The organism is Ruegeria meonggei (assembly GCF_042768335.1).
In the GTDB taxonomy this organism is placed as follows: Bacteria; Pseudomonadota; Alphaproteobacteria; order Rhodobacterales; family Rhodobacteraceae; genus Ruegeria; species Ruegeria meonggei.
The window spans coordinates 94,988-119,891 of record NZ_JAXHBT010000002.1; the positions used below are offsets into that span (position 1 = coordinate 94,988).

25 protein-coding genes are annotated in these 24,904 nt (G+C 57.5%); 18 read left to right on the top strand and 7 right to left on the bottom strand.

Features of this window, described 5'->3' with window-relative positions:
• Positions 1-3 precede the first annotated feature (3 nt).
• From SJY13_RS20575 to SJY13_RS20610, 8 genes are all read left to right on the top strand, one after another.
• Entirely contained in the window at positions 4-996 is a 993-nt protein-coding gene (locus SJY13_RS20575; protein WP_377193878.1) for an ABC transporter ATP-binding protein, read from the top strand.
• Complete coding sequence (locus SJY13_RS20580) at positions 993-1,991, top strand: ABC transporter ATP-binding protein (RefSeq protein WP_377193880.1); 999 nt, start codon at positions 993-995, stop codon at positions 1,989-1,991. The genes SJY13_RS20575 and SJY13_RS20580 overlap by 4 nt, the downstream gene beginning before the upstream one ends.
• Positions 1,978-3,783, top strand: a complete 1,806-nt coding sequence (locus SJY13_RS20585) for an aminopeptidase P family protein (protein WP_377193882.1) — start codon at positions 1,978-1,980, stop codon at positions 3,781-3,783. The genes SJY13_RS20580 and SJY13_RS20585 overlap by 14 nt, the downstream gene beginning before the upstream one ends.
• Before the next feature lie 319 nt (positions 3,784-4,102).
• Positions 4,103-4,576, top strand: a complete 474-nt coding sequence (locus tag SJY13_RS20590) for a DUF4178 domain-containing protein (RefSeq protein WP_377193884.1) — start codon at positions 4,103-4,105, stop codon at positions 4,574-4,576.
• Complete coding sequence (locus tag SJY13_RS20595; RefSeq protein WP_377193886.1) at positions 4,573-5,874, top strand: DUF4178 domain-containing protein; 1,302 nt, start codon at positions 4,573-4,575, stop codon at positions 5,872-5,874. Before SJY13_RS20590 ends, SJY13_RS20595 begins: the two co-directional genes overlap by 4 nt.
• Position 5,875: 1 nt before the next feature.
• Complete coding sequence (locus SJY13_RS20600) at positions 5,876-6,040, top strand: hypothetical protein (RefSeq protein WP_377193888.1); 165 nt, start codon at positions 5,876-5,878, stop codon at positions 6,038-6,040.
• Between the two features lie 10 nt (positions 6,041-6,050).
• The gene (locus SJY13_RS20605) at positions 6,051-6,275 is read left to right on the top strand and encodes a DUF350 domain-containing protein (RefSeq protein WP_377193890.1); all 225 of its coding nucleotides are present in this window, start codon (positions 6,051-6,053) and stop codon (positions 6,273-6,275) included.
• Positions 6,272-7,813, top strand: a complete 1,542-nt coding sequence (locus SJY13_RS20610; RefSeq protein ID WP_377193892.1) for a polyamine aminopropyltransferase — start codon at positions 6,272-6,274, stop codon at positions 7,811-7,813. Before SJY13_RS20605 ends, SJY13_RS20610 begins: the two co-directional genes overlap by 4 nt.
• A gap of 62 nt (positions 7,814-7,875) precedes the next feature.
• On the opposite strand, the gene SJY13_RS20615 is transcribed toward SJY13_RS20610, so the two are convergent.
• The 5 genes from SJY13_RS20615 to SJY13_RS20635 all read right to left on the bottom strand — a co-directional run bounded on the left by SJY13_RS20615 (position 7,876) and on the right by SJY13_RS20635 (position 13,682).
• The gene (locus tag SJY13_RS20615; RefSeq protein ID WP_377193894.1) at positions 7,876-9,111 is read right to left on the bottom strand and encodes a Tm-1-like ATP-binding domain-containing protein; all 1,236 of its coding nucleotides are present in this window, start codon (positions 9,109-9,111) and stop codon (positions 7,876-7,878) included.
• Between the two features lie 24 nt (positions 9,112-9,135).
• Positions 9,136-10,620, bottom strand: coding sequence for an aldehyde dehydrogenase (locus tag SJY13_RS20620; protein WP_377194622.1), 1,485 nt, complete (start codon positions 10,618-10,620; stop codon positions 9,136-9,138).
• 5 nt (positions 10,621-10,625) lie between these two features.
• A complete protein-coding gene (locus SJY13_RS20625) occupies positions 10,626-12,146 on the bottom strand; it encodes a tripartite tricarboxylate transporter permease (RefSeq protein WP_377193896.1) in 1,521 nt (506 codons plus the stop codon).
• Positions 12,147-12,153: 7 nt separating this feature from the next.
• Positions 12,154-12,690: a tripartite tricarboxylate transporter TctB family protein gene (locus tag SJY13_RS20630; RefSeq protein WP_377193898.1), complete on the bottom strand. Its 537-nt coding sequence runs from the start codon at positions 12,688-12,690 to the stop codon at positions 12,154-12,156.
• A gap of 62 nt (positions 12,691-12,752) precedes the next feature.
• Positions 12,753-13,682, bottom strand: a complete 930-nt coding sequence (locus tag SJY13_RS20635; protein ID WP_377193900.1) for a tripartite tricarboxylate transporter substrate binding protein — start codon at positions 13,680-13,682, stop codon at positions 12,753-12,755.
• A gap of 108 nt (positions 13,683-13,790) precedes the next feature.
• Between SJY13_RS20635 and SJY13_RS20640 the strand changes: the two genes are divergently transcribed.
• Together SJY13_RS20640 and SJY13_RS20645 are read left to right on the top strand one after the other, a co-directional pair.
• On the top strand, positions 13,791-14,570 hold the full coding sequence (locus tag SJY13_RS20640; protein WP_377193902.1) for an IclR family transcriptional regulator: 780 nt from the start codon (positions 13,791-13,793) through the stop codon (positions 14,568-14,570).
• A gap of 34 nt (positions 14,571-14,604) precedes the next feature.
• Positions 14,605-15,957 carry an aminotransferase class III-fold pyridoxal phosphate-dependent enzyme gene (locus SJY13_RS20645; protein WP_377193904.1) on the top strand — a complete coding sequence of 451 codons (1,353 nt, stop codon included), beginning with the start codon at positions 14,605-14,607 and terminating at the stop codon, positions 15,955-15,957.
• 33 nt (positions 15,958-15,990) lie between these two features.
• On the opposite strand, the gene hpaR is transcribed toward SJY13_RS20645, so the two are convergent.
• Positions 15,991-16,431: a homoprotocatechuate degradation operon regulator HpaR gene (gene hpaR, locus SJY13_RS20650; RefSeq protein WP_377193906.1), complete on the bottom strand. Its 441-nt coding sequence runs from the start codon at positions 16,429-16,431 to the stop codon at positions 15,991-15,993.
• Between the two features lie 105 nt (positions 16,432-16,536).
• On the opposite strand from hpaR, the gene SJY13_RS20655 reads away from it, so the two are divergent.
• The 7 genes from SJY13_RS20655 to SJY13_RS20685 all read left to right on the top strand — a co-directional run bounded on the left by SJY13_RS20655 (position 16,537) and on the right by SJY13_RS20685 (position 23,415).
• On the top strand, positions 16,537-16,935 hold the full coding sequence (locus SJY13_RS20655; RefSeq protein ID WP_377193908.1) for a 5-carboxymethyl-2-hydroxymuconate Delta-isomerase: 399 nt from the start codon (positions 16,537-16,539) through the stop codon (positions 16,933-16,935).
• Positions 16,936-16,938: 3 nt separating this feature from the next.
• Positions 16,939-18,450, top strand: a complete 1,512-nt coding sequence (gene hpaE, locus SJY13_RS20660) for a 5-carboxymethyl-2-hydroxymuconate semialdehyde dehydrogenase (protein ID WP_377193910.1) — start codon at positions 16,939-16,941, stop codon at positions 18,448-18,450.
• A 48-nt stretch (positions 18,451-18,498) separates the two neighbouring features.
• The gene (gene hpaD / locus SJY13_RS20665) at positions 18,499-19,482 is read left to right on the top strand and encodes a 3,4-dihydroxyphenylacetate 2,3-dioxygenase (RefSeq protein ID WP_377193912.1); all 984 of its coding nucleotides are present in this window, start codon (positions 18,499-18,501) and stop codon (positions 19,480-19,482) included.
• 97 nt (positions 19,483-19,579) lie between these two features.
• A complete protein-coding gene (locus SJY13_RS20670) occupies positions 19,580-20,977 on the top strand; it encodes a pyridoxal phosphate-dependent decarboxylase family protein (protein ID WP_377193914.1) in 1,398 nt (465 codons plus the stop codon).
• Positions 20,974-21,828 carry a fumarylacetoacetate hydrolase family protein gene (locus SJY13_RS20675; RefSeq protein WP_377193916.1) on the top strand — a complete coding sequence of 285 codons (855 nt, stop codon included), beginning with the start codon at positions 20,974-20,976 and terminating at the stop codon, positions 21,826-21,828. Before SJY13_RS20670 ends, SJY13_RS20675 begins: the two co-directional genes overlap by 4 nt.
• Entirely contained in the window at positions 21,825-22,625 is an 801-nt protein-coding gene (gene hpaH / locus SJY13_RS20680; protein WP_377193918.1) for a 2-oxo-hept-4-ene-1,7-dioate hydratase, read from the top strand. Before SJY13_RS20675 ends, hpaH begins: the two co-directional genes overlap by 4 nt.
• Before the next feature lie 13 nt (positions 22,626-22,638).
• The gene (locus SJY13_RS20685) at positions 22,639-23,415 is read left to right on the top strand and encodes an aldolase/citrate lyase family protein (RefSeq protein ID WP_377193920.1); all 777 of its coding nucleotides are present in this window, start codon (positions 22,639-22,641) and stop codon (positions 23,413-23,415) included.
• Between the two features lie 119 nt (positions 23,416-23,534).
• Here the strand turns inward: SJY13_RS20685 and SJY13_RS20690 are convergent, their stop codons facing one another.
• A complete protein-coding gene (locus SJY13_RS20690; RefSeq protein WP_377193922.1) occupies positions 23,535-23,963 on the bottom strand; it encodes a hypothetical protein in 429 nt (142 codons plus the stop codon).
• A gap of 105 nt (positions 23,964-24,068) precedes the next feature.
• Here SJY13_RS20690 and SJY13_RS20695 point away from each other — a divergent pair, with 105 nt between their 5' ends.
• The gene (locus tag SJY13_RS20695) at positions 24,069-24,833 is read left to right on the top strand and encodes an MmyB family transcriptional regulator (protein ID WP_377193924.1); all 765 of its coding nucleotides are present in this window, start codon (positions 24,069-24,071) and stop codon (positions 24,831-24,833) included.
• The last annotated feature ends 71 nt before the right edge of the window (positions 24,834-24,904 follow it).

Sequence of the window (24,904 nt, forward strand, 5' to 3'; positions counted from 1 at the left end):
GGAGTGGAACACCAAGTACCAATTCTCGAGGTGGACGGATTGTGCACCACGTTTCACCGCACGGGTCAGGCGTTGCCTGCGCTTCGTGATGTCAGTTTCTCAGTCTCACAGGGTGAGGTTCTGGGGCTGGTCGGTGAAAGCGGCTCTGGCAAGAGCATAACCCTACGATCAATTATTGGCTTGGCCCGCCGATATGGCAATGTAACTGGGCAGGTACGCTGGCAGGGGCGCGATCTGGTGGGAATGCCGGATCGCGCATTGCGCCAAATCCAGGGGCGCGAGATCGCGATGATCTTTCAGGAGCCGATGACCTCGCTCAATCCTCTGCTGTCGGTCGGGCTGCAGCTTGAGGAAACCCTGCACGCCCATACTGACTTGTCTAAGGCGGCGCGTCGTGATCGCGCAATCGAAATGCTGAACCTGGTCGGCATCCCCTCGGCCAAGCAACGGTTGAAGGACTATCCGCATCAATTCTCAGGTGGGATGCGGCAGCGCGTGATGATCGCCATTGCTTTGGCCGCGACGCCCAAATTATTGCTGGCGGATGAGCCGACAACAGCATTGGACGTGACCATTCAGGCGCAAATCCTTGATCTGATCCTGCAGTTGGCGCAGGACATGGATATGGGCGTGGTGCTGGTGACCCATGATTTGGGCGTGGTGGCCCAAACCTGCGACAATGTCGCGGTGATGTATGCCGGACGGATCGTCGAACAGGGGCCAGTGCGCGGCGTGCTGAAACACCCGCGCCATCCTTACACAGTCGGTCTGATGCGATCGGTACCGGAAAACCTGCCGCCAAGGACGTCGCTCTATTCGGTGCCGGGTGTCCCGCCCAGCCTTGATGCGCTGCCACGGGGATGTGCCTTTGCACCCCGTTGTGCCGCCTGTGTCGCCTCCTGCGAACAGGACCGGCCACCGTTATCCCTGATCACAGAGGGGCGCCAGGTTGCCTGTTTCAATCCGGTCACCAATGAACAGGGGAATGCCGCATGAACAGCGCCGTATTGCAAATTCAGGACCTGCATTTACGCTTTCCCATGGGGCGCAGCATGGCCGATGTGGTCACGGGTAGGCCGGGCCGCGTTGTAAGTGCACTGAACGGTGTCAGCTTGGACCTGCACCGGGGAGAAACCCTTGGTGTTGTGGGTGAATCTGGCTGCGGCAAGTCCACTTTGGCACGCTGTATTGTCCGTCTGTACAAGCCAAGCGAGGGCGAAGTCCGATTTGACGGAAAAGACATCTTTGACGCGGCGCAACGCACAGATCGCAGCTATAACCGCCGTGTTCAGATGATGTTTCAGGATCCGTATTCCTCGCTCAATCCGCGGATGACAACAGGACAAATTCTGGCCGAGGCGCTTCGGGTTCACGACATGCGCCCCGAGGATGGTATCCTCGCCCGCGTGGCTGAACTGTTGGATCTGGTCCGGCTGCCGCAGGACGCTCAGCAAAAATTACCGCACGAGTTTTCCGGCGGTCAGCGTCAGCGTATCGCTATCGCCCGGGCCCTGGCGGTCGAGCCCGAAGTGCTGATCGCTGATGAGTTGGTCTCGGCACTGGATGTGTCGGTTCAGGCGCAGGTGGTGAATCTGCTGCTTGAGCTGCAGAGCGACCTTGGCCTGACCATTCTTTTTGTCGCACATGATCTGCGTCTGGTCCGGCATGTGTCGAACCGGGTGGCGGTGATCTATCTGGGACGGATTGTCGAGATCGGGGACAGCGAAACCCTGTTCTCGAATCCAGCCCATCCTTATAGTCAGGCTCTGTTGTCTGCTGCCCCGTCACTGGACCCGGACGACCGGGGCAAGGCGACCAAGTTGGAGGGGGAACTGCCCTCACCGCTAAACATGCCGCCAGGCTGTCCGTTTCACGCGCGCTGCCGTCATGCCAGCGAAATATGCAAACAACAGGTTCCTGCCCTTTTGCCTTTCGAAGGGCGTGGTGAGGTAGCCTGTCATCATGTTGAAGAGATTAATGCCCATTCTTGATGCGCCCGAAACCAAACGCGAGGCGATCATTGCTGCCTTGCGGGCAGAATTGCAGGCGCAAGGTCTGGATGCCTTCATCCTGCCCCGCTATGACGCGCATCAGGCGGAATATCTGGCCCCACATGATGAACGACTGGCCTATGTCACCGGGTTCACCGGCACCGCCGGGATGGCAGTTGTCACAATGGACACGGTCGCCCTGTTTGTGGACGGACGATATGTGGTGCAGGCCGCAAATCAATGCCCTTCGGCGCAGTTTACACACCTGCATCTATTCGACGACCTACCCGAGCACTGGTTGGCCGACCGGGCTCAGCCCGGATGGCGCATCGGTTTTGATGCCATGCATCTGTCGCCTGTCTTGTATGACCGTTTCGCCAATGCGTTGCAGCGCCAAGAGCTGACCCCGGTCGCAAAGAACCCCGTTGACGCAGTTTGGCCTGACCAACCCCCGATCCGGATGGGTCGGGTTGAGCCATTTCCAGTGCAGTTTTCAGGCAAGCCGTCGGGCGATAAGATCGACGATCTGGTTGCGGGAATGCGCCGCCTTGGGGCCGGGTTGCTGGTCGAATCCCAGCCGGACAATATTGCTTGGCTGTTAAATGTCCGGGGGGCAGACGTCGACCTAAATCCGGTGCCGCATTCGTTTCTAATGGTCGACGTCTCGGGTCAGGTTCTGTGGTTTGTTGCGCCGCAAAAGCTGGATCAGAGTGTCACGGATCACCTGCCTAACGACGTTCAGCTTTGCGCACCTGAGGCATTTCTACCGACGCTGGAGGCCAGGGCTGCTGCAGGGCAGGGCGTCATGTTTGACCCCGAGTTCTCACCAGCGGCCGTCCGTATCGTGCTGCAGCGCATCGGTGCCGATCAGAAGCCCCGGCCAAGCTTGCTGACCACGACCAAGACGCAAAAGAACCCGACGGAAATCGAGGGGATGCGCGCCTGCCACATCGCTGACGGCATCGCCTGGACAGAATTCTGTGCCTGGTTGGCGGCCACGGTTCCAGAACGTGCCAACATGGGTAATCCAGTGACGGAACGCGAGGCTGAATTGGCTATGCAGGGGTTCAGACGTGCGCAATCCGGGTTTCTCGGAGACAGTTTCAACCCGATATCCGCTGCGGATGGCAATGCCGCCATGTGCCACTATGCAACGCAGGAAGGCAACGTGGTGCCTTTGGTCATGAACGGCACATATCTGTTGGATTCCGGAGGGCAGTTTGAAACGGGCACCACGGATGCCACTCGAAGCTTTGCCTTCGGCCCTAACAGGCCCGACGGGTATGATCGGGCTTATACAGCTGTTTTCAAAGCTTTTCACGCATTGTGCACCCTGCGTTTTCCGCCCGGAACACAAGGCCATCACATTGATGCCATCTGTCGCCGCCCGTTGTGGGATCTCGGGCTGGACTACGATCATGGCACCGGTCACGGCGTTGGCCACCGCCTGTCGGTACACGAGCATCCTCAGCGGATCGGCAAACCTTACAACCCCGTTGATCTGGCCCCCGGTATGATCCTGTCGATCGAGCCGGGTTACTATGAGACCGACCGATTTGGCATTCGGATCGAAAACCTGTTTGAAATCACGCAGGCTGATGATGGATTTATGACATTCTCGAACATGACCTGGTGCCCCATTCAAACAGACATGTTGGTGCAGGATCTTCTGACCCAGGCCGAGCGTGACTGGCTGAACAGTTATCATACAAAGCTGTTGCAACGCCTAGGCCCCAGATTGTCGCCGTCTGCCTTGGAATGGGCCCGACAAGCCTGCGCATCATTGACCTGAGTGCTAGACTGCGATGCTTAGCCCAGAGACGCCGGGTTATGGCTGACGCCCAACTGATATCGAACCAGCGGGTTGGGAAGGTCGGCCAGCCATGGCATCAGAAACGCAGTGGGGTGCTTTCGGGTCGCACCACTCAATCACAGCTTGAACTTCGTGCCGCTCTGCGCGACTTGAAGGCATGAGCGATTTGAATTGCCCTAATTGCGGATCTCAATGTCCAGTTGCCTTAAAAGCGGCAAAGGTAGTGACCTGCCCGGCCTGCAGCACCACCTTGTTTCTTCGCGGCGCACATATTGAAAACGCGGGCGAGCAGGGGATCATGCACGACGTCCCCATGCTGTTTGGCATCGGCGACAATGTCGAATTGGGCAGCAAAACGATCCAAATCGTCGGTCACGCGCGGTTCTCTTATGGCCGGGGGTTTTGGGACGAGTTTTGCGGATTGTCCGCGACAGGCAAAACGATCTGGATTTCGGTCGATGAAGGTGACGTGATTCTGCAGACCCCAGTAACCGGTCCAGCCCAACCAAAGTTTCGCCCCCCCTTCAAACCCGGCGAGACGTTGGAGTTTGACGGCACCACCTATACTGTCACCGAAGTGGAACAGGCTGAATGTGTTGCCTTACGAGGGCAGTTCGACGAAGAACTGCACGTGGGCGAGACCTATGACTTCGTGAATGCTTCAGCTGATGGTTATACCCTGTTGTCAGGCGAGTTTTGGGGCAAAGAGGCGGCGTGGTACACAGGGCGCTGGCATGACCCGTTTGGTGTGCAGGTGGTCAGACCAACATGACCCGGAACAGCGAAGTTACCTCGATCAACTGCACATCCTGCGGGGCCGGCCTGGACGTTCTGGGCGGGGGGCGCATCATGGTGCAGGTCTGTCCCTATTGCAGCTCAGAACTGGACGCACAGGACAATTACAAGGTCTTGCGTCGGTTCAAAGATCAGAAGCGCCCTCAATCTCCGCTGTCGATCGGGATGTGCGGCAAGCTTTATGGTGTCGAATTTGTTATCATCGGGCTTGTCGAACATACCGAACGATGGGCCGGCCGGAGCTTTACCTGGATAGATCACCAGCTTTATTCACCAACTCACGGTTATGCGTGGCTGACGCTGGAAAACAACCACTTGGTGTTTACACGCCGCTATCGGGGGTCAGGCTGGATATCCGAGCACTGGGTTGAGACGGCAGACCATCCGCCATCTGTGCGAACGACCAATGGAACGTACGTTTACTACGAAACAACCAACAGCACGATCACCTATGTCGAGGGCGAGTTCACATGGAGCCCGAGAATGGGCGAGCGGACAGTCACAATTACTGCGATGTCCGACACGGCTATGTTGGGCTTTTCACAAACCGGCTCCGAGCGTGAGGCATATCGCTCGATCTATGTCTCTCGGCAAGAGGCTGAAGATGGGTTTGGTGCAAAACTCGACCTCAAGACTTATCGCGTCCATCCGTTGCAACCATTTGTGGCCGGTCGGAACTTTTACTTTGTGATGCTGACTTCTTTGGTCTTTGCCGCTCTCTGTTTGGCTTTGGCGGCGATATTCACAACGCGCTCAGGGCAGGACGTGTTGCGCAACCACACGGTCCGAACCGCCGATCTTCCGGTGGAAATCGAAATTCCACTGAAAGACAGCAACAATCTTACGGCCATCTCATTGCAAGGGGACGTAAAGAACAGCTGGGTCTATATGGATATGGAGCTGGTGGATCCCAACGACCAACCGGTGTTTGAGGCAGGCCGCACGATTGAACGATACTCGGGTCGCGATTCAGACGGCAACTGGAGCGAAGGCTCGCCCCAGACCCGTTTGATTTTCCGACCCGAAGTCTCGGGCACTTATACGCTCACGCTGACTGTGCCTGAGCAAGGGTTGTGGCGTGGTACCGGGGCAGTTGGTATTCCCGAACAACCATTCTCTCAGCTAAAGGTTGACGTCCGATCCGGTCTTTCCAGCGGTTATTGGATGATGTTGCTCGGCGGTCTGTTCGGCGCGGTTTTCCTGTTGCAATACGGGCGCAAGGCATTGCATCGACGGGCGCGCTGGTCCGGCACAGATTGGGTAGACGAGGATTGACGTGACAGTATTTAGGATTGCTTTCATTCTCATCTCAACCGTGGCAGTTGCTGCCACAGGGTATGTATCTTATCACGGCTACGGTGGCGAAAGCCGTGATCTGGACCGGTCCGTTCGCGTCGGCAGTGATGGTGGCGGATATTATCGGGCTAACCGCGTAAAATAACGAGGAATCAATGGAATACCTGGCAGCAATTCAGATTGCGGAAATCATCAGCACCATATTCTATACCTTCCTGGGTGTGACATTGATGTGGATCATGTGGAAGGTGATCGACTGGCTGACCCCATTCTCGATCGTTCGGGAAATCGAACATGATCAGAACACGGCGCTGGCCGTTCTGGTTGGGCTTTTGTTTGTGTCCGTGGCGATCATCATCGCAGCCGTCATCCTTTCATGACACCAATTGGCGCGGTGGATGCACGCGCTGCTTGGCTTTTGGCCGCGACCTTTCTGATCGCGATTGCCGGGCTGATCTACGAGTTGATCGCGGCGACCCTGTCCAGCTATCTGCTGGGGGATTCGGTGCGCCAGTTCTCGCTGGTCATCGGCATTTTCCTGTCGGCAATGGGATTGGGTGCCTGGCTGTCGCGGTTTGTCGATCAAGCGTTTTCCGGTTTCGTCTGGGCGCAGATATTGCTGGGCGTCGTAGGTGGGTTCATGGGGCCATTCCTGTTTTTGAACTATGCCTGGATGGGCCATGTCGAAACCCCACTCTATGCCGCGCTGATCACCATCGGCATTCTTTCGGGAATGGAAATTCCACTGATCGCGCGGGTATTAGAGCAAATCGGGGCTCGGAAATTCCGGTTCGAGAATGTTCTGAGTGTCGATTATGTTGGTGCGCTGGTTGCCTCGCTGGCGTTTCCATTGCTGGTGATCCCGCATTTGGGGCTGATGTCCGCCAGTCTTGTTTTTGGCGGGCTGAATTTAGCGGTGGCGGGCCTGTCACTGTTTCTGTTCCGAAACTGGGCCACCCGCACGCAGGTCGTGGTGTGGGCGGTTGCTTTCGCGGCGACGATGATTGCGCTGTGGCATTCAGAAAAACTGGTATCTGTGGCCGAAGCGGAACTGTTTGAAGACGACGTCATCCTGTCCGAGGCGACCCCGTATCAGAAGATTAACGTGACACGATACCGCGACCGGGTCAGGCTGTTTCTGGATCACTCGATCCAGTTCGATTCTCTGGACGAACATCGCTATCACGAGGCTCTGGTGCATCCAGCCATGTCATTGGCGCCGCGCCGGGCCGACATCCTTATTCTGGGCGGCGGCGATGGAATGGCCGTCCGCGAAGTGCTGCGCTATCCGGATGTGCAAAGTGTCACGCTTGTGGATCTTGATCCGCGGGTTACTCAGATCTTCCGCGACCATTCTATGTTGTCCCAGCTGAACGAGGGTGCGTTCAACGATCCGCGTGTGTCGATTATCAATGAAGACGCCTGGAAGTTTCTTGAGCGTGACACGCGGATATACGACGTTACCATCATTGATCTGCCCGATCCAAAGTCGATCTCGCTATCGCGGCTCTATACCAGGCAATTCTATGGTCTGGTTGTCGAGAGGTTGTCGGCGCAGGGCCTTATGGTGACACAAGCCGGGTCACCCTTTTTCGCGCGCCAAGCTTTTTGGTCAGTGGTTGAGACACTTGAAACCAGTCGAAACCCACAGCACCCGGGGCAGGGGCTGAACACGGTGCCCTATCACAGCTATGTCCCAAGTTTCGGGGAATGGGGTTTTGTGCTGACCTCACCTGAATCGGTGCCGACCCGGGATATCGAACCGCCTGAGGGTCTTCAGTACCTGACCAGTGCAGTATGGCACGCGGTGCAAGAGTTCGGCGGTGACATGGACCGTATCGCGGCCGAACCCAACACGCTGCAGTCACATGTTCTGACCGGGTATTATCTGGACGGCTGGGATTATTGGTTCCGCTGACGCTTACTGCGTCAGCAAGTTCTGTAGAGCACGGCTAACCTGATCTTCAACCCGACCACGTCTCAACCGGATTTAACCAGACCGCTTGCGACCCACTTGTCAAACAGCGTCAGCACAGCATCGCAAAAGGCGGCATCGTTAATGTGTGCGTCCAGCTCGGTCATCGGTACACGGTCCGGTATGGTTTTGCGCGCCTCGTCGACCATTTCTGCCAACGCTTGTGGATCATGGGCCTCTTCGCCCCGCCTGTCCCAAGCTTCTACGCCCTGAACGGGCAGGAAGAAATGGACGGGTCCGGTAGCGGCCTCCATCCGGTTGGCCAGTTCGCGTATCCAGGCGCGCCGCTCGTCTCCGTTGAAGACTGAGCTTTTGATCAATCGGTTGTGTTCGTGGAACGGGCGGTCGGCGTAACGCTCAGGGATGTCCTGCCATCCGGCGAAATCCAGCAGGTCCAATGCACCGGGGGCGATCATTTGCGGGATGCCCATACGCCCGGCATTGGTTACCCGATCTTTGCCGCTTGAGACAACAGAGCCCGCCATTAGATTGCCAAACTCCTGCATGCAAAAATCCATCACGCAGGCGAAAGCGCCTTCAGCAGCCAGTTTTTCAAACGCCATGCCGCCCATGCCGGTTGAATGAAACACAGCAACTTCGAAGCCGCGATCTTCCAATGCCGGTTTCAGGGTTTTCATGTAGCGTAGGCAGGACGATCCCAAACTGGTCATCCCGATCAGCGGCTTGCTGTGATCTGGCGCGATGGCTGCGTTGGTGGCACCAACAACCGCCCCAGCGGCCTGGCGCAGCGAGGATTGGCAAATCGAATTCATGCCATAAAGACCCCCGGCCCAGAGGATCATCTGGATATCGGGTGCCAGACGGTGCGGCGGGATCAGCGGTGAGAAACTGACTGTCGACACGATGTATTTCGGCACGCCCATCGGCAGCGCTTGTGCGCAATCCAAGGCCAGATCGGTGCCCATGGTCCCGCCCGTGGCCAGCATCCCATCAAAGCGCCCGTCAGCGTAGGTTTGTGCGACCAGTTTTGCCGCCCCGTCAGCCATGATGCGAAAGGCTTTGTTCTCATCCCCCTGTGCGATCACCTGATCGATGGTCATGCCACCGGCAGCGGCTACGTCATGCTTGGAGATATCGGTCGGGCGTTGTGGATCACCCAGAACCGAGACATCCATGGTCAGCACCTCTGCGCCCTGATCCCGGATCGCGTCTTCGATGAACCGCATTTCCGGTTCCTTGGTGTCGTAGGTGCCGATCAGCAGGATTATCTTTTTTTCCATTGGTTTCTCCCTGGTGCCAAACGATCAGATCTTGATCCACGCCGTTTTCAGATCAAAGTACTTATCCAACGCGTGCAAGGACTTGTCGTGCCCATTCCCCGATTGACCCACGCCGCCCAGAGGCACGGTCAGATCGGCCCCGCCATAAGTGTTCACATGCACCACCCCGGCACGAATACCTGCGACCATGCGGTGCGCCCGGCTGAGGTTTGCAGTCCAGACCCCAGCGGCCAGCCCGTACTCGGTGGCGTTGGCCAGACGGATCGCCTCGTCCTCATTCTTAAACGGAGTGACGGCCAGAACCGGGCCGAAGACTTCGTTCTGGAACAGGTTGTCGCTTTGTTTCACGCCGGTCATGACCGTAGGGGCCATGTAATAGCCACCAGTCTCGGTCAGGATGCGGGTGCCACCGGTTCGGCGCTCGGCACCTTCGGCCTCGGCCTGGGTGACAAAATCCAGATTGGCCTCAAGTTCAGGCAAGCTGTGGACCGCGCCGATCTGGCTTTTCAGGTCCAGTGGATCGCCGACACGAAAGCCATCGGCGTGGAGGGTAATCTCGGCCACGAAATCCTCAAATATCTCCTGTTGCACCAACAGGCGGGATCCGGCAACGCAGACCTGACCGGAATTGCGAAAGATCCCTGCGGCGGAAATCTTGGCGGCCTCGGCAAGGTCTGGTGCGTCGGCAAAGATGATATTGGGGGATTTGCCGCCCAGTTCCAGATAACAGCGTTTCAGGTTCGACCGCGCGGAATTCTCCAACAAACGTCGACCCGTGGCACCTGATCCGGTGAACACCATGATGTCGACATCCATGGATAACGCCAGTGCCTCACCCACAACCGCGCCGCGCCCGGTCACCACATTGAACACGCCATCCGGCACCCCGGCCTCGGCTGCCAGTTCGGCAATCTTCAACAGGCTCAGCGAAGCGCTTTCTGCCGGTTTCAAAACTACCGAATTGCCAGCAGCCAGTGCCGGAGCAATCTTCCAACTGCCGATCATCAGCGGAAAATTCCACGGCACGATGGCGCCAACAACGCCGACGGGTGCGTGGTGAACAAGGCCCAGAACATCTTGGCTGGTTGGGGCTATCTGGCCGTACACCTTGTCGATCGCCTCGGCGTAGTATCGGAACGTGGCGACGGCCGAGAGGGCCTCGGCCTTATAGGCCATGTTGATCTCTGTGCCGTTATCGCGCACGCCCAAGACTGCGATCTCCAACGCGTGAGCCTCAATCAGATCACCCAGTTTCAACAACACCTTTTTACGTGCGGCAGGGGCCATCCGTGACCAGCGACCATCTTCGAACGCGACCCGCGCCGCCCTTACGGCAGTGTCGACATCCGCCGGGCTACCTTCGGCAATCTGTGCCAATGGCAGACCATCGATGGGCGACAGCACCTGGTGTTGAGCACCGGTTTCACCGGCACAAAACGCTCCGTTTATGAAGTGACCCCGCGGGGTGACATCCAGCGCACGCAGCGCATTGATCGAGGCCTGATCCATGAGGGTCATCCTTGCTGGGTTAAATCTTCATCGCCCGTAGGCTGCGGTTTGAGGCGTTCGCGCTGTTCCTGAACAAGCGTGCGGATATGCAGCAGGATGATACCCAGGATCATCACAAACAGGATGGCGGCAATCGGTCGGTCGATGAAATCAAGCGGCGATTTCACTCGTGCCATCGCACTGCGCAGTTTGACCTCCATGATGCCACCCAGAACCATGCCCAGAATGATCGGAACAATTGGCAGGTTCAGGCGCTTGAGGATCAGGCCAAACACCCCGAACCCGGCCGCGATTGCGCAATCCGTGACCGAGTTGCGCAGGCTGAACACTCCCACAAAGGACAAAATCAGGATCATGATGCCCAGAAACCGGGTAGGGATCTGAATGATTTTCAGCAGTAGGTTGGTTGAAAACAGCAGGAAAACCAACACGATCACGTTCAGCAGGATCAACGACATATAGAGCGCCATGACGAAATCCATCTGATCCGCAAAAAGCTGCGGCCCGGGTATCACGTTATGGACGTAAAAGACCGACAACATCATCGCCGTCAGCGCCTCACCCGGGATGCCCAGTGCCAACAGCGGTATCATCGCAGCCCCGGGTACGGCGTTGTTGGCGGCCTCTGACGCGACCAGCCCTTCGGGCGAGCCGTCGCCAAACTTTTCGGGGTTCTTGGAGCTCTTCTGAGCGTAGGTATAAGACAGGAATTGCGAGGTGAACTCACCCGTACCCGGCACCATGCCCATGATCACGCCAAGCGACGAGGATACGGTGGCGACACGTTTCAGGCCCAGCAGCTCTTTCAGGCCGGCGAAGATGCTGCCGCGCACATGGGTGTCACCCGGGGCGTGGTCCTTGTCGACCAGCAACAGCAGCGCCTGACTGATTGCAAACAGCCCCAGCACAACAACGATAAGATCAACGCCAGAGGACAGCCAGCTTTGGTCAAAAGTAAAGCGCTTGGTGTATTTGACCGGCTCCAACCCGACGGTGCTGAGGAAGATGCCGAAAAAGGCCAGCATCGCGGCTGAGAAAATCTGCCCGCGATGGGCCAGGATCACCAGCAGGATGCCCATGAAGGCGGCCAGAAAGATTTCACGGCTGCCGAAATGTGGTGCGACCCAGGCCAGAACGGGCGACAAGATGATCAGGCACAGGATCGAGAAGATGCCGCCAAAGAAAGACGCAGAGTAAGCAAGCGACAGCGCACGGTGACCTTCGCCCCGCTTGGTCATGGGATAGCCGTCATAGGTGGTCAGCGCATTGACGGCTGTACCGGGTGTGTTGATCAGAATGGCTGGGATCGCGCCGCCATACATGGATGATCCATAGATACCCAGCAGCAGGGTCAGGCCAACGATGGGTTCAAACGCAAAAGTGGCGGGCAGCAAAATGGCGATGGCCACGGCGGCACCGACGCCAGGCAGAGCGCCGATGATGACCCCGCCGACCGAGCCGATGATAAGTGCCACCACGACCTGCCACTGTGTCAGTATCGCAAAGCCTGAGATCAGATTGTCCATGTTGGCCTCACAGATAGGTCAGCGCAAAGACGCGCACGCTGTCGGGCAGGTATTCATACACGCGACCGGCAGGAATATTCACCTGTAGCAATGCCCGGAAGACGATGGCCACCACTGCACCAAACGTCAGCGAGATGCCTATGGCCCCGCGGGACTGGAACCCGGTGCGAATGGCCAGAAAGGCTGCAAACAGCATCGTTGAAGGTAGGTATCCAAGCCAGGGCACGGTCACCACGTAGATCAGGAAATAGGACACGTATTCCAGGGACATCAACCAGAACGTGACTTCTTTCAGACGTCCGGGAATACGCGGGGACAGAACCGAGCTCAGCAAATGCATGCCGCTGAAGATTACCATGCCCCAGATGGCAATCATCGGCCACAGCGCGGGCTGTGCAAACCATTTGGTACGTTTGACCACTTTGGTCTCGGCGCCCAGTTGGCTTAGCAGGAACAGCGCGAATGCGAAAAACAAAAGGGCAAAAACGATGTCGCCAGGACGGCGATACCGCCGGAACATGTCTTGCAGCGTTTTAGCGATCATCGTGACCTCCCCTCAATTGAAAAGGACCCGGCTTGGCTCAGAGCGACCGGGTCCGTTTCATCTTATTCGCCCAGGATTTCTTCGATTTTGGCGAAAGAGGCCTTGTCCTGTTCGATCTGCGCGTTGGACGCATCCGGATCCTGCCAATAGACCAGCGCTCCGGTTTCTTCGGCAAGTTGCTTGGCTTTGTCCGACTGCAAGGCCTTTTGCGCCGCCGCGGAAATCTTCTCGCGTGCGTCGGCGGGGGTGTCCTTGTGAACAAACAGGCCGTTCCACAGGGCCAGCGGCAGGTCAGGGTTTAGTTCAACCACGGTTGGTGTATCCGGCACCAGCGAAATGCGTTCCCCACCGATGCTAGCCAGAACGTTGACCTGATCCAGGCAGGGCAGCACAAGCTGCAGCGTGGTGTTGATCACATCCACATCGCCAGAGGCCAGCGTATTGCAATCCAGTGCATCAAACGCGGCTTCGCTTGCGAAGTCGAACCCGCTGCTGACGGCGGCGGCAAAGGTAACTTGCGTGGGCGGCAGGACCGATCCGAAATGTCCCAATGCCAGGTCGTTATCCTTGCCGTGGGCTGCCAGCTCCTCCCAAGTCGAATATGGGGCGTCCTTGCTGGATGCGATCACAAACGGATAGGTAAGGAAAATGCCAATCGGGTCGAACGGATTGGGATTAAGCTCGGGGATACCGATTTCGGGCCCGATGACCGGCACACCAATTACAAACGAGCCAATTGTATAACCGTCCGCCGGGGCAGCTGCCACTTCGACCGCGCCGGGGAAGGGGCCGCCGCCACCGCCGGGTTTGTTCACGACCGCAGCAGGGACGCCGTACATGGCCTGAAATTCATCCGCGATCATACGCGTCAATACGTCCTCCAAATCGCCCGGAGGCCATGGCACGACAAAGGTCACCGGCTTTTCAGGATACTCGGCCAGTGCAGCGGTTGCGGTCGCTACAAAGGCGGCGGCTGTAAGAATTTTCTTCATTGACACCTCCCGTGGTTGGTTCATTATTTGATCCACGTTAACAATAATAATGTTGCTTTGTTAAGTTAGTTCTGTCAAGTAATACCTGAGCTGGAGGACACGAAACACATGGGTACTGCCCTTAATGCCCTTAAAATGTTAAACTATTTTTCGAACTCTCAGCCAGAGATCGGGCTGAGTCACTTTGCGCGACTGTCCGGTCTGAACAAAGCGACCGCGCTGCGCCATCTACGCGCGCTTGAAGAATACGGACTGATTGAACAGAATCCGATGACAAAATCCTACGCGATTGGACCAGCCGCTCTGCGCTTGGCCGCCTTACGCGAAATCGCCAGACCCGGTATCGAAAGCGCCCGCCAGAAAATGCAGGTGGCCATGCAAGAGGTCGGCGAAAGCCTGCATCTGTCACTGTTGGAAAAAAATGTTCTGCAAACCGCTTTGGTCGTTGAAACAACGCGCCATAGTGTGCGGGTCAGCTTGGACCCCAGTGAGCTTCTTCCGATCAACGCCACTGCCTCGGGTCTGTGCATGCTCAGCTTTGGGCCGGCTTTCTTGCTGGACCAACTAGAGCGGGGCAATTTGCAACGGTTTACGGGCACCACGCTGACCGACCCGAACCAGATCAAGACGCGGGTGGAGCAGATCAGCAAAGCGGGGTGGTCTAACAGCAATGGCAGCTATGAAGATGGCGTTTTTGGATATGCAGCCCCCATATTTGGCATCGATCAAGTCGCCTTGGGGACAATCGCAATCGCCGTTCCCGAAAGCCGCGCAAGCGGTGACCACTTGCCGCTGATTTTATCCGCGTTGCACAGCCTCTCGACCGACCTGACAGCAAATTTCGGCGGTCAGTTGCCCGGCTCATTTCCAATCGAATTCCACCCTTGACCACAGGTGGCCCCAACCCCCGGAGACCCGACTTATGAAAGACTCCAACTTTCTGAAGGAAAACAACGCCCGCTACTTCTGGCATCCGATGGCGCACCCGGCAGATAGTCAGAAGAATCCCCCAACCATCCTGAGCGGTGGCGAAGGTGTCAGCATCATCGATATCGACGGGCACAAAGCTCTGGATGCAGTCGGAGGGTTGTGGAACGTCAATCTGGGCTATTCCTGTGAGCCGGTGAAACAGGCGATTGCCGATCAGCTGAACGCGTTGCCTTATTATTCGACGTTTCGCGGCACCAGCAACGACAAGGCGATTGAGTTGTCTTATGAGCTGGCACAGTTCTTTGAACCCGATGGGCTGACCCGGGCCTTTTTTACCTCGGGCGGATCGGATTCGGTTGAGATCGCGCTGAAACTGGCGCGTCAATACCACAAAGTCCGCGGTCAAGAGGGGCGCACCAAATTCATCAGCCTGAAACAGGGCTATCACGGCACCCACTTCGCCGCCGCCTCGGTCAATGGCAATCAAAAGTTTCGCGCCGCTTATGAGCCGATGATGCCGGGCTGCTTCCACGTGCCCGCCCCATGGACCTATCGGAATCCGTTTGACGAAACCAACCCCGAGCGTCTGGCGCAGCTTTGCATTAAAGCGCTGGAGGCTGAGATAGCGTTCCAGGGCGCCGACACCGTGGCAGCCTTCATCATGGAGCCAGTTCTGGGAGCAGGGGGCGTGATCCCGCCGCATAAAAGCTTCATGCCCATGGTGCGTGAGGTCTGTTCGAAACATGGTTTGCTGCTGATTTCGGATGAGATCATCACAGCCTTCGGCCGCACCGGCAGCGAAAGCGGCGCGCGGCATTGGGGCGTGCAACCCGATATCATGACGACGGCCAAGGCCATCACCAATGGCTATTTCCCCTTTGGCGCTGCGATGATTTCCGGTGCGGTGGCTGAAGTGTTTGAAAGTGACACCACCGGCAAAGCCTCGGTTGATCAGGGCTATACCTATTCCGGCCACCCAGTTGGGGCAGCGGCGGCCTTGGCCGCGCTGTCGGAAATCAACCGCCTTCGGGTCTGGGAGAACGCAGCCGCGCGCGGAGATGAGCTGTTTGCCGGTCTGCAAAAGCTGGCGGACAAACATGACGTGATCGGTGATGTGCGCGGGGGCGAGGGCCTGATGTGTGCGTTAGAGCTAGTTTCGGATCGCGCAACCAAAGCACCGATTGCCAAGCATCTGCCGCTGCAGATTCAGAAGGCCGCTTATGAAGTCGGTGTGATGGTGCGCGTGTCGGGCAACAACATTATCCTGTCGCCACCTCTGGTCATCACCTCGCAGGACGTGGCCAAAATCCTGTCGGCGCTGGACACTGGTTTGGCTAGCCTGTGACCAACTGATTGGCCCCATCCACCAAGGGTGCGGTCAGACTTTGACGGCTTGCAATTCCTCAAGCAGGTCCAGCAGGTGATCCAGTTTTTCCCGCCCCATCTGCGCCTCGATGTTGTTTGATATCGCTAGTGAAGTCTCGAGATTTTCTTTTAGAATCCGACGACCTTCTTCGGTGATTTTTACCATGGTGCGCCGCTTGTCTTGGCTGTCCTGGCGGCGCGTGATCTGGCCTTCTGCCTCCATCGTGCGCAGAATGCGGGTGAGGCTGGGCAACAGCAGGCAGGCCTCATTGGCGATGGTGCTTTGCTCGACTTCGCCCAGTTCGTCCAGAACGCGCAGAATGCGCCATTTCTGTTCGGTAAGCTGAATACCTTGCAACATATCCCTGATCGGTGCCATCACCGTTTCACGGGCGCGCAACAGCGCAATTGGAAGGGACCTCGAGGTGCTCTTGGTATGGCTTTGTATGGTCATGCGGCCTTCTAATGCGCTCTTTCCGGAAATGCAAAGATTAACAAAGCAAGTTCTTGACGGGAGGCGCGTAATTTAGTAAACATGTTAATGATTAAAGGAGGGGACATGCCACATTTCCACGTCGAATACTCTGGTAACCTGGAAGATCGGGTCGACATGGGGGGCTTGTGCGCCTGTATACGGGCCACTGCGGCTGGGATCGATACCTTTCCGTTGCCGGGAATTCGCGTTCGGGCCACGCGCGTCGATCATTACGCCATTGCAGACGGCAGCCCCAAGCATGGGTTTGTCGACATCTCGATCCGCCTGCGTGCGGGCCGTTCCAATGATGTCAAACAAGACGCGACCCGGAAAATCTTTGAGGCGGTCAAGGCCTATCTGGAACCAGCCTTCGCGCAAAATTCCATCGCGCTGTCGCTAGAGATGCGCGACATCGACCCAGAGTTATCGCCTAAGACCGGCACGATCCGGGACCATCTGGCTGCCACCAAGCAGGAGAGCTGACGCATGAGCGCATTGGACACAAATACCGAGAAACTGACAGGCTTTCTGGCGCGATTCAAAGACACCGGCATCAAGAACCGCATCGCAGGTGAAGATTACGATGGGGCGGCGGGGGTGTTTCAATCCATCTCGCCAGTCGACAAGTCGGTGATCTGCGACGTTGCCCACGGCACTGCAGATGACATGGACGCGGCGGCCACCGCGGCCCATGCCGCTTTTGCCGACTGGCGCGACATGCCCGCGCCCGAGCGGCGCCGCATCCTGCTGAACGTGGCCGACGCAATTGAGGCGCGCGCCGAGGAAATTGCCCTGTGCGAATGCTGGGACACCGGGCAGACCCTGCGGTTCATGTCCAAGGCCGCGCTGCGCGGGGCGGAGAACTTCCGCTATTTCGCCGATCAGGTGGTGCAGGCGCGTGATGGGCAGCATCTGAAATCTCCGACGCTAATGAATGTCACCACCCGAATGCCGATTGGACCTGTAGGTGTGATAACCCCGTGGAACACGCCCTTTATGCTGTCGACCTGGAAGATCGCGCCAGCACTAGCTGCGGGCTGCACTGTGGTTCACAAACCGGCTGAGGATTTGCCTCTATCAGCCCGTCTTCTGGTGGAAATCGCTGAAGGGGCGGGGTTGCCCAAGGGAGTATTGAACACGGTCAACGGGTTTGGCCCCGATGCAGGCAAGGCGCTGACTGAACACCCGCTGATCAAGGCCATCGCATTTGTCGGCGAAAGCCGCACTGGCAGTTTGATTGTCAAACAAGGGGCGGACACGCATAAACGCAATCACCTGGAACTGGGCGGTAAAAACCCGGTCATCGTGTTTGCGGATGCAGATTTAGATCGGGCCTTGGATGCGGTGATCTTCATGATCTATTCAATCAATGGAGAGCGCTGCACCTCATCCTCGCGCCTGCTGGTGCAGGACAGTATCAAGGAAGAGTTCGAAGCCCGGTTGGTCGAGCGTGTGAACAACATCAAGGTCGGCCATCCACTGGACCCGGCGACCGAGATCGGCCCGCTTGTGACCAAAGAACACTATACCAAGGTCACCAGCTATTTCGATATTGCCAAAGCCGATGGCGCGACCATAGCCGCGGGCGGCGTGACGATTGGGGACGAGGGGTATTTCATCCGCCCAACCCTGTTTACCAATGCAAACAACCAGATGCGCATCGCCCAAGAGGAAATCTTTGGTCCGGTTCTGACTTCGATCCCGTTCTCGACCGAAGATGAAGCGTTGCAGATTGCCAACGACACGCCCTATGGCCTGACTGGTTATGTCTGGACCAACGACCTGACCCGGGCCCTGCGCTTTACCGACAAGCTTGAGGCCGGGATGATTTGGGTCAATTCAGAAAATGTGCGCCACCTGCCCACACCCTTTGGCGGAGTCAAAGCCTCGGGGATCGGTCGGGACGGCGGTGACTGGAGCTTTGAGTTCTACATGGAGCAAAAGCACATCGGCTTTGCCACTGGTCAGCACAAGATCATGCAGCTGGGTAAGCTGTAACAACCACCAATTAGAAGCGCGCGAAAACTCTAACACCAGGAGGCCTTTATGCCCGTTCCAGCCCCCAATCTATACCCCGACTTCAACACCATCAGGCTAAGCCATGTTTGCCTGAATGTCAGCGATCTGGCTGCATCGCGTAAGTTCTATTCGGATATTCTGGGGCTGCAGGTCTCGGATGAGACGGACACCCATATCTATCTGCGGGCGATGGAAGAACGCTGGCACCATTGCGTGATCCTGCAGAAATCCGACCAGCCCGGCACGGTCGAGGTTATGGGGTTCAAAACCTTCGATGAACAGGATCTGGACCGGGCCGAGGCATATTTCCGCTCCAAGGGATGCCCGGTGGAATGGGTTGAGCGGCCTTATCAGGGGCGCACGCTGCTGACTTCGGACAATATGGGTATTCCGTTGGAGTTCTATCACAAGATGGACCGATTAGAGCCGATCCATCAGAAATACGCGCTTTATCGGGGCGTAAAACCGCTGCGGATTGACCATTTCAACTGCTTTTCATCCAATGTCGATGACAGTGTGGCCTTCTACAGCGATTTCGGCTTTCGCGTGACGGAATATACCGAGGACGATGACAGCAAGCGCCTGTGGGCCGCGTGGATGCACCGCAAAGGTGGGGTGCATGACATGGCGTTTACCAATGGCACCGGTCCACGCATGCACCATGTGGCCTTTTGGGTACCGACGCCGTTGAACATCATTGACCTGCTCGATCTGATGTCCACCACGGGATATGTCGGCAATATCGAACGCGGCCCGGGACGACACGGTATTTCCAATGCCTTCTTCCTGTATATCCTCGATCCCGATGGCCACCGGATTGAGATCTATTGCTCAGATTACCAGACCGTGGACCCGGATCTTGAGCCGATCAAATGGGATCTCAAGGACCCACAGCGCCAGACCCTGTGGGGGGCGGCAGCCCCGCGCAGTTGGTTCGAACATGGCACCCCGTTTGTGGGGGTTGATCTGAAGGAGTTGGATTTGACCGCCTCACCCATTATCGCGCCATAGGAAAACAGAAGGCTTGAAGTGCGTGATCCGGACCATAGTCTGGACAAAAACACGGCTTTTGGTGCGCGCGCGGAAATTGAAAAAGGAAGTATAACCCATGGATTGGGATGAGTTTTCGCATTGGGGGCAACATATCTCACGATGGGCTGCCGATTATCACAAAACCCTGGCAGATCGCCCAGTGCGGGCGCAAACTGCTCCGGGGGATATCGCCGCTCAGCTTTTGGCCGCCCCTCCGGACGCGGGTGAGCCGATGGAGGCTATCCTCGCCGATTTTGAGCGCATCGTGATGCCCGGCATTACCCATTGGCAGCACCCGAGGTTCTTTGCCTATTTCCCCGCCAACGCCGCGCCGCCTTCGATGCTGGCGGAAATGCTGGTGACCACGATTGCGGCGCAATGCATGCTTTGGCAGACCTCGCCTGCGGCAACTGAGGTCGAAGGCGTCATGGTCGACTGGCTGCGCCAGGCGCTCGGTTTGCCCGACGGCATGACAGGTGTCATTCAAGACAGCGCGTCTTCGGCCACCTTATCGGCAGTGTTGACCATGCGCGAACGGGCCACCGGGTTTAGCGGCAACCGCGAAGGCCTGAACGGCAAGGGGTCGTTGCGCATATATTGCTCGGATCAGGTGCATTCCTCAATCGACAGGGCCTGCTGGGTTGCTGGGATTGGTCAGGACAATTTGGTCAAGCTTCCGACGCAGGGCGATACCTTTGCGATTGATCCGGACCGGCTTGAGGCCGCCATTCAGGATGACATCGCTGCAGGGCACGTCCCAGCTGGTATCATTGCGATCACCGGCGGCACGGGTGTGGGGGCCTGCGACGACCTGATCGCCGTGGCCGAAATTGCGCAAAAATTCGACCTGTATTCCCATCTGGACGCCGCTTGGGCCGGGTCTGCAATGATCTGCCCCGAGTTCCGCCAGACATTCTGGCCCGGAGCAGAACGGTATGACAGCATCGTCTTTAACCCTCATAAATGGCTGGGGGCGCAGTTCGACTGTGCCATCCAATTCCTGCGGGACGCAGCGCCGCAGCTAAACACCCTGAAAATCGAGCCGGAATACCTCAAGACAACCGGTGCAGAGGTGACGAACTATTCGGAATGGACAATCCCCTTGGGGCGCCGGTTTCGTGCATTGAAAATCTGGTTCCTTTTGCGCTCATACGGGTTGGAAGATCTGCGCTCGCGCATCCGCAATCACGTGGCCTGGGCGCAGGAGCTGGCGCAACAGATCAAAGCCATGGAAGGGTTTGAAATCACGACCGGCCCGATCCTAAGCCTGTTTTCCTTTCGGTGCCCCGGTGATGACGACATGCAACAACGGCTGGTCGATGCGCTAAACACCGACGGGCGGATTTACCTGACCCAGGGGCTGTTTGAGGGGCGGAAAATCATCCGCTTTCAGGTCGGGCAATTTGATACGACTCGGGATGATGTGCTGATGGCCGCCAAAGTCATCGGCGACGTTTGGGAGAAGATCAGATGAAGTTCGCAACATTCACCGCCTCTGGCGATACCTTTTTTGGCGCAATCACTGATCAAGGCGCAATTGCCCTGAACGATGACTTTCCCAACCATACCAGCCTGTTTGAGGTGATCGCCGCAGGTGCGTTCGACCAATTGTCGACAGCCGCCGAAGGCAAGCCCGTGACGCATACTGATTTTGCCTATGAAATGGTGATGCCGGATGCCCGCCGAATCCTATGTGTCGGGGTGAACTTCCCGGATCGTAACGCCGAGTACAAAGATGGCAGCACGCAGCCGCAATACATGTCGCTGTTTCCGCGCTTTGCCAGCGGGTTCACCGGGCACAATCGCCCTCTGATCCGGCCTCCGGAAAACCACACGCTGGATTACGAGGGTGAGGTGGCCATCGTGATTGGAAAAGCAGGTCGCAGGATTGCGCAGGCAGATGCGTATGACCATATCGCGGCCCTAACTCTATGTAACGAAGGGACAATCCGCGACTGGGTGCGTCACGCCAAGTTCAACGTCACGCAGGGCAAGAACTGGGACAAATCAGGTGCGATTGGCCCGTGGCTTGTGCCGTTTGCTGATGCGGCCCAACTGGATGAGGCCCGCATTCAGACTCATGTAAATGGAGAGCTGCGTCAGGACGATACGCTGAACCGAATGATGTTCCCGATCCGACGTGAGATCGAATACATCTCGACCTTCATGACGTTGCAGCCCGGCGATGTAATCATCACCGGCACACCTACCGGCGCAGGTGCGCGGTTCGACCCTCCGAAATACCTGATCCCGGGGGACGTCGTCGAAGTCTCGGCCAGCGGCATTGGCACCTTGCGGAACACGGTCGAGGACGAGCAGCCATGAGCCCCGAAGACCATGCCCGTGCCGCCGCTGACTTGCTGCAAGCGGAACAAAACCGCGAACAAATCGGCTTGCTGACCCTGCGCCACCCTGAAATGGGAATGGACGACGCGTATCAGGTGCAAAACGCTCTGTATCACCAAAAACTGGCAGCCGGGCGCAAGGTGATCGGATGGAAAATCGGCCTGACATCAAAGGCAATGCAATACGCGTTGAATATCGACATCCCCGATAGTGGGATTTTGTTCGATGACATGATCTTTGATCATGGAGGCACAGTTCCGGCTAACCGCTTCATTCAGCCCCGGATAGAAGCGGAGATTGCCTTTGTAATGAAAGCGCCTGTGGGCGGCGCGGATGTTAACCGCGAGGATATCATCGCCGCAACGGACTATGTCGTCCCATCGATTGAAATCCTTGACACACGTATCCAACGCGTTGACCCCCAGACTGGGAAGGCCCGCACCGTCTATGATACGATCAGCGACAATGCCGCCAACGCGGGCATTGTTCTGGGCCGGGAACGCCACGCAATTGATGCCTTCGATCTGCGCTGGGTTGGCGCGCTGACCTTTCGCAATGGCGAGATTGAGGAAACCGGGCTTGGTGCCGGGGTTCTGAACGACCCGGTCGAAAGCGTGGTCTGGCTGGCCCGGCGCATGGCGCAATACGGTCAGAGCATTGGGCCCGGGCAGGTGATCCTGTCGGGCAGTTTCATCCGCCCTGTAGAATGCCCATCGGGCACCGCCATCCAGGCTGATTTCGGGCCTTTCGGGTCGGTCGATATTAATTTTGCATAAAGGAGCGCCGCACATGCCCGCGCCAAAGAACAGGTTCAAGGCGGCGCTGAAAGCCGGGACACCTCAGATCGGGTGTTGGATCGCGATGGCCAATACCTATGCTGCCGAGATTGCTGCGACTGCCCGGTTCGATTGGCTGCTGGTAGACGGCGAGCACGCGCCAAACGACTTACGGTCTATCCTGGATCAGGTGCGGGTGATCGAAGGATCGGGCAGCACCCCTGTTGCGCGTTTGCCGATTGGCGAGACCTGGATGATCAAGCAGTACCTGGATGCCGGGGCGCAGAACCTTCTGGTCCCCATGGTCGAAAGCGGCGATCAGGCAAGGGCCCTCGTCCGGGCTGTTCAATATCCGCCTCATGGCGTGCGCGGCGTGGGTTCATCGCTGGCGCGCGCCTCGCAGTTTGCGGCGATCCCGGACTATCTGAAAACGGCCGATGAGCAGATTTGCCTGCTGGTGCAGGTGGAAAATCGGCTGGGGTTGAGTGCGCTGGACGATATCTTGACCAGCGATGTGGACGGGGTGTTCATCGGTCCCGCTGATCTGGCCGCCGATATGAGCCACATCGGCAATGCCGGGCATCCCGACGTGGTCGAGACTGTTTTGGATGCGATGACCCGCATTGTGGCAGCGGGCAAAGCGGCGGGTATCCTGACCCTTGATCCGGACATGCAACGCAAATGTCTGGAACTGGGGGCAAGTTTTGTAGCCACAAACATCGACGTCACTCTGTTTGCAAATGCCCTGCGCGGCGCGGCCGAGACCGGGCTGGCTTTGGTACCGGACTAAACCGCATCTGACGTTGCAAAGACGGCATTTGCCAGAAAACACAGCGTCAGTTTTGCCGTTTGCAAAACGCTGTTGATCGACTGGTCCGGGCATGCCGTCTTTTATCTTTGATTCTGGTATCACGAGGACACTAGCCTCGCCTCAGGCCGCGGTTTGCAGGACAACAGGATCAACGCCAAAAAGGACAAGTTCAGAACCACGTTCATTGGCGCTCCGACCAGAACTGAAGCTGTACTGTCGGTCACAAACCACGTCCACGCTGTGCAGCGTGCAACTTTGGCTGCCGCGTCGGTCGAGATTGGGGCGACATAGGTCCCCAGCGCCCATTGCATCGCACCAAGCCCAGCGGTCAACCCGCCCGAAATGCCCAGCAGCAAAGGCGTGGGAACGGCTAATTCTGGCGGGACGTCGTGAAGGGGCCAATAAGCCACCTGAAGGAATACACGGGCCGCGGGGTGCAGCACGGGCAACGCCGCAAGGGCAAACAGAATACCCGTGGCGGCCAAAACCCCACCGGCAAAACGCATTGCTGATTGTTGTTGTGTCATGTGATTCTCCTTCGTATGCCCTCCTTTCTTGCGCGCCACATTGGGGCCAAAGCAATTACCTCAGAGGTAAGTGATTTCTGTCGGGTCCACTGTTAGGGTCGCCTCATGACGCCCTATCCAAATATGCTGAAAGAATGGCGCAAGCGCCGCCGGATGAGCCAACTGGATCTAGCGGTCGAGGCTGAGGTCAGCGCGCGGCACATCTCCTTTCTCGAAACCGGCCGTTCCAAACCCAGCCCGGACATGATCCTGCATCTGTCAGAGGTCATGGAACTGCCGGTCGACACCCGAAATCAGATGATGCGCGCCGAAGGGTTCGCACCCAGATACGCGGCGACGCCCTTTGATGACAGTACAATGGCCCCAATCAGGGATGCGGTCGATTGGACGCTGAAACGACACGACCCCTATCCCGGGATGGTGCTGGATAGGCTCTGGTCTGTCGTAAAGCTGAATGAAGGGGCGCAGCGGCTGTTTGCTCCGCTGGGTCTGTCCGAGGGACAGAGCCTATTGGATCTTTTGGCGCACCCGATGATGCCAAGTGTCGTGGAAAACTGGCCTGAGGTTGCGCACCATATGATGCTTAGGCTGCGGGCTGAAAGTGCAAATGTCGGGGGGATGCCCGAATTGGATGCTGCCGCGCAGGCCCTGGCCTCACAAGCCAATAGCCGGTCCGAAGCTGCATTAGGCCCAACTGTGCCGACTGTATATCGTTTTGGGAACCAGCGCCTGTCCCTGTTTGGCACGATTGCTCATTTCAGCACGGTCACGGACGAAACGCTGGACGATCTGAAGATCGAGTTGTTTTTCCCCGCCGATGCGGAAAGTGCCGCGATTCTGGCAACGTTGTCCGGCAAACCACAAAGCTGACGCCCGCCGGTCAAGCTGCGCTGAGGTATCTGGACGGGTGATTGCAATTGCCCTACAAGCGGTACAGTCAA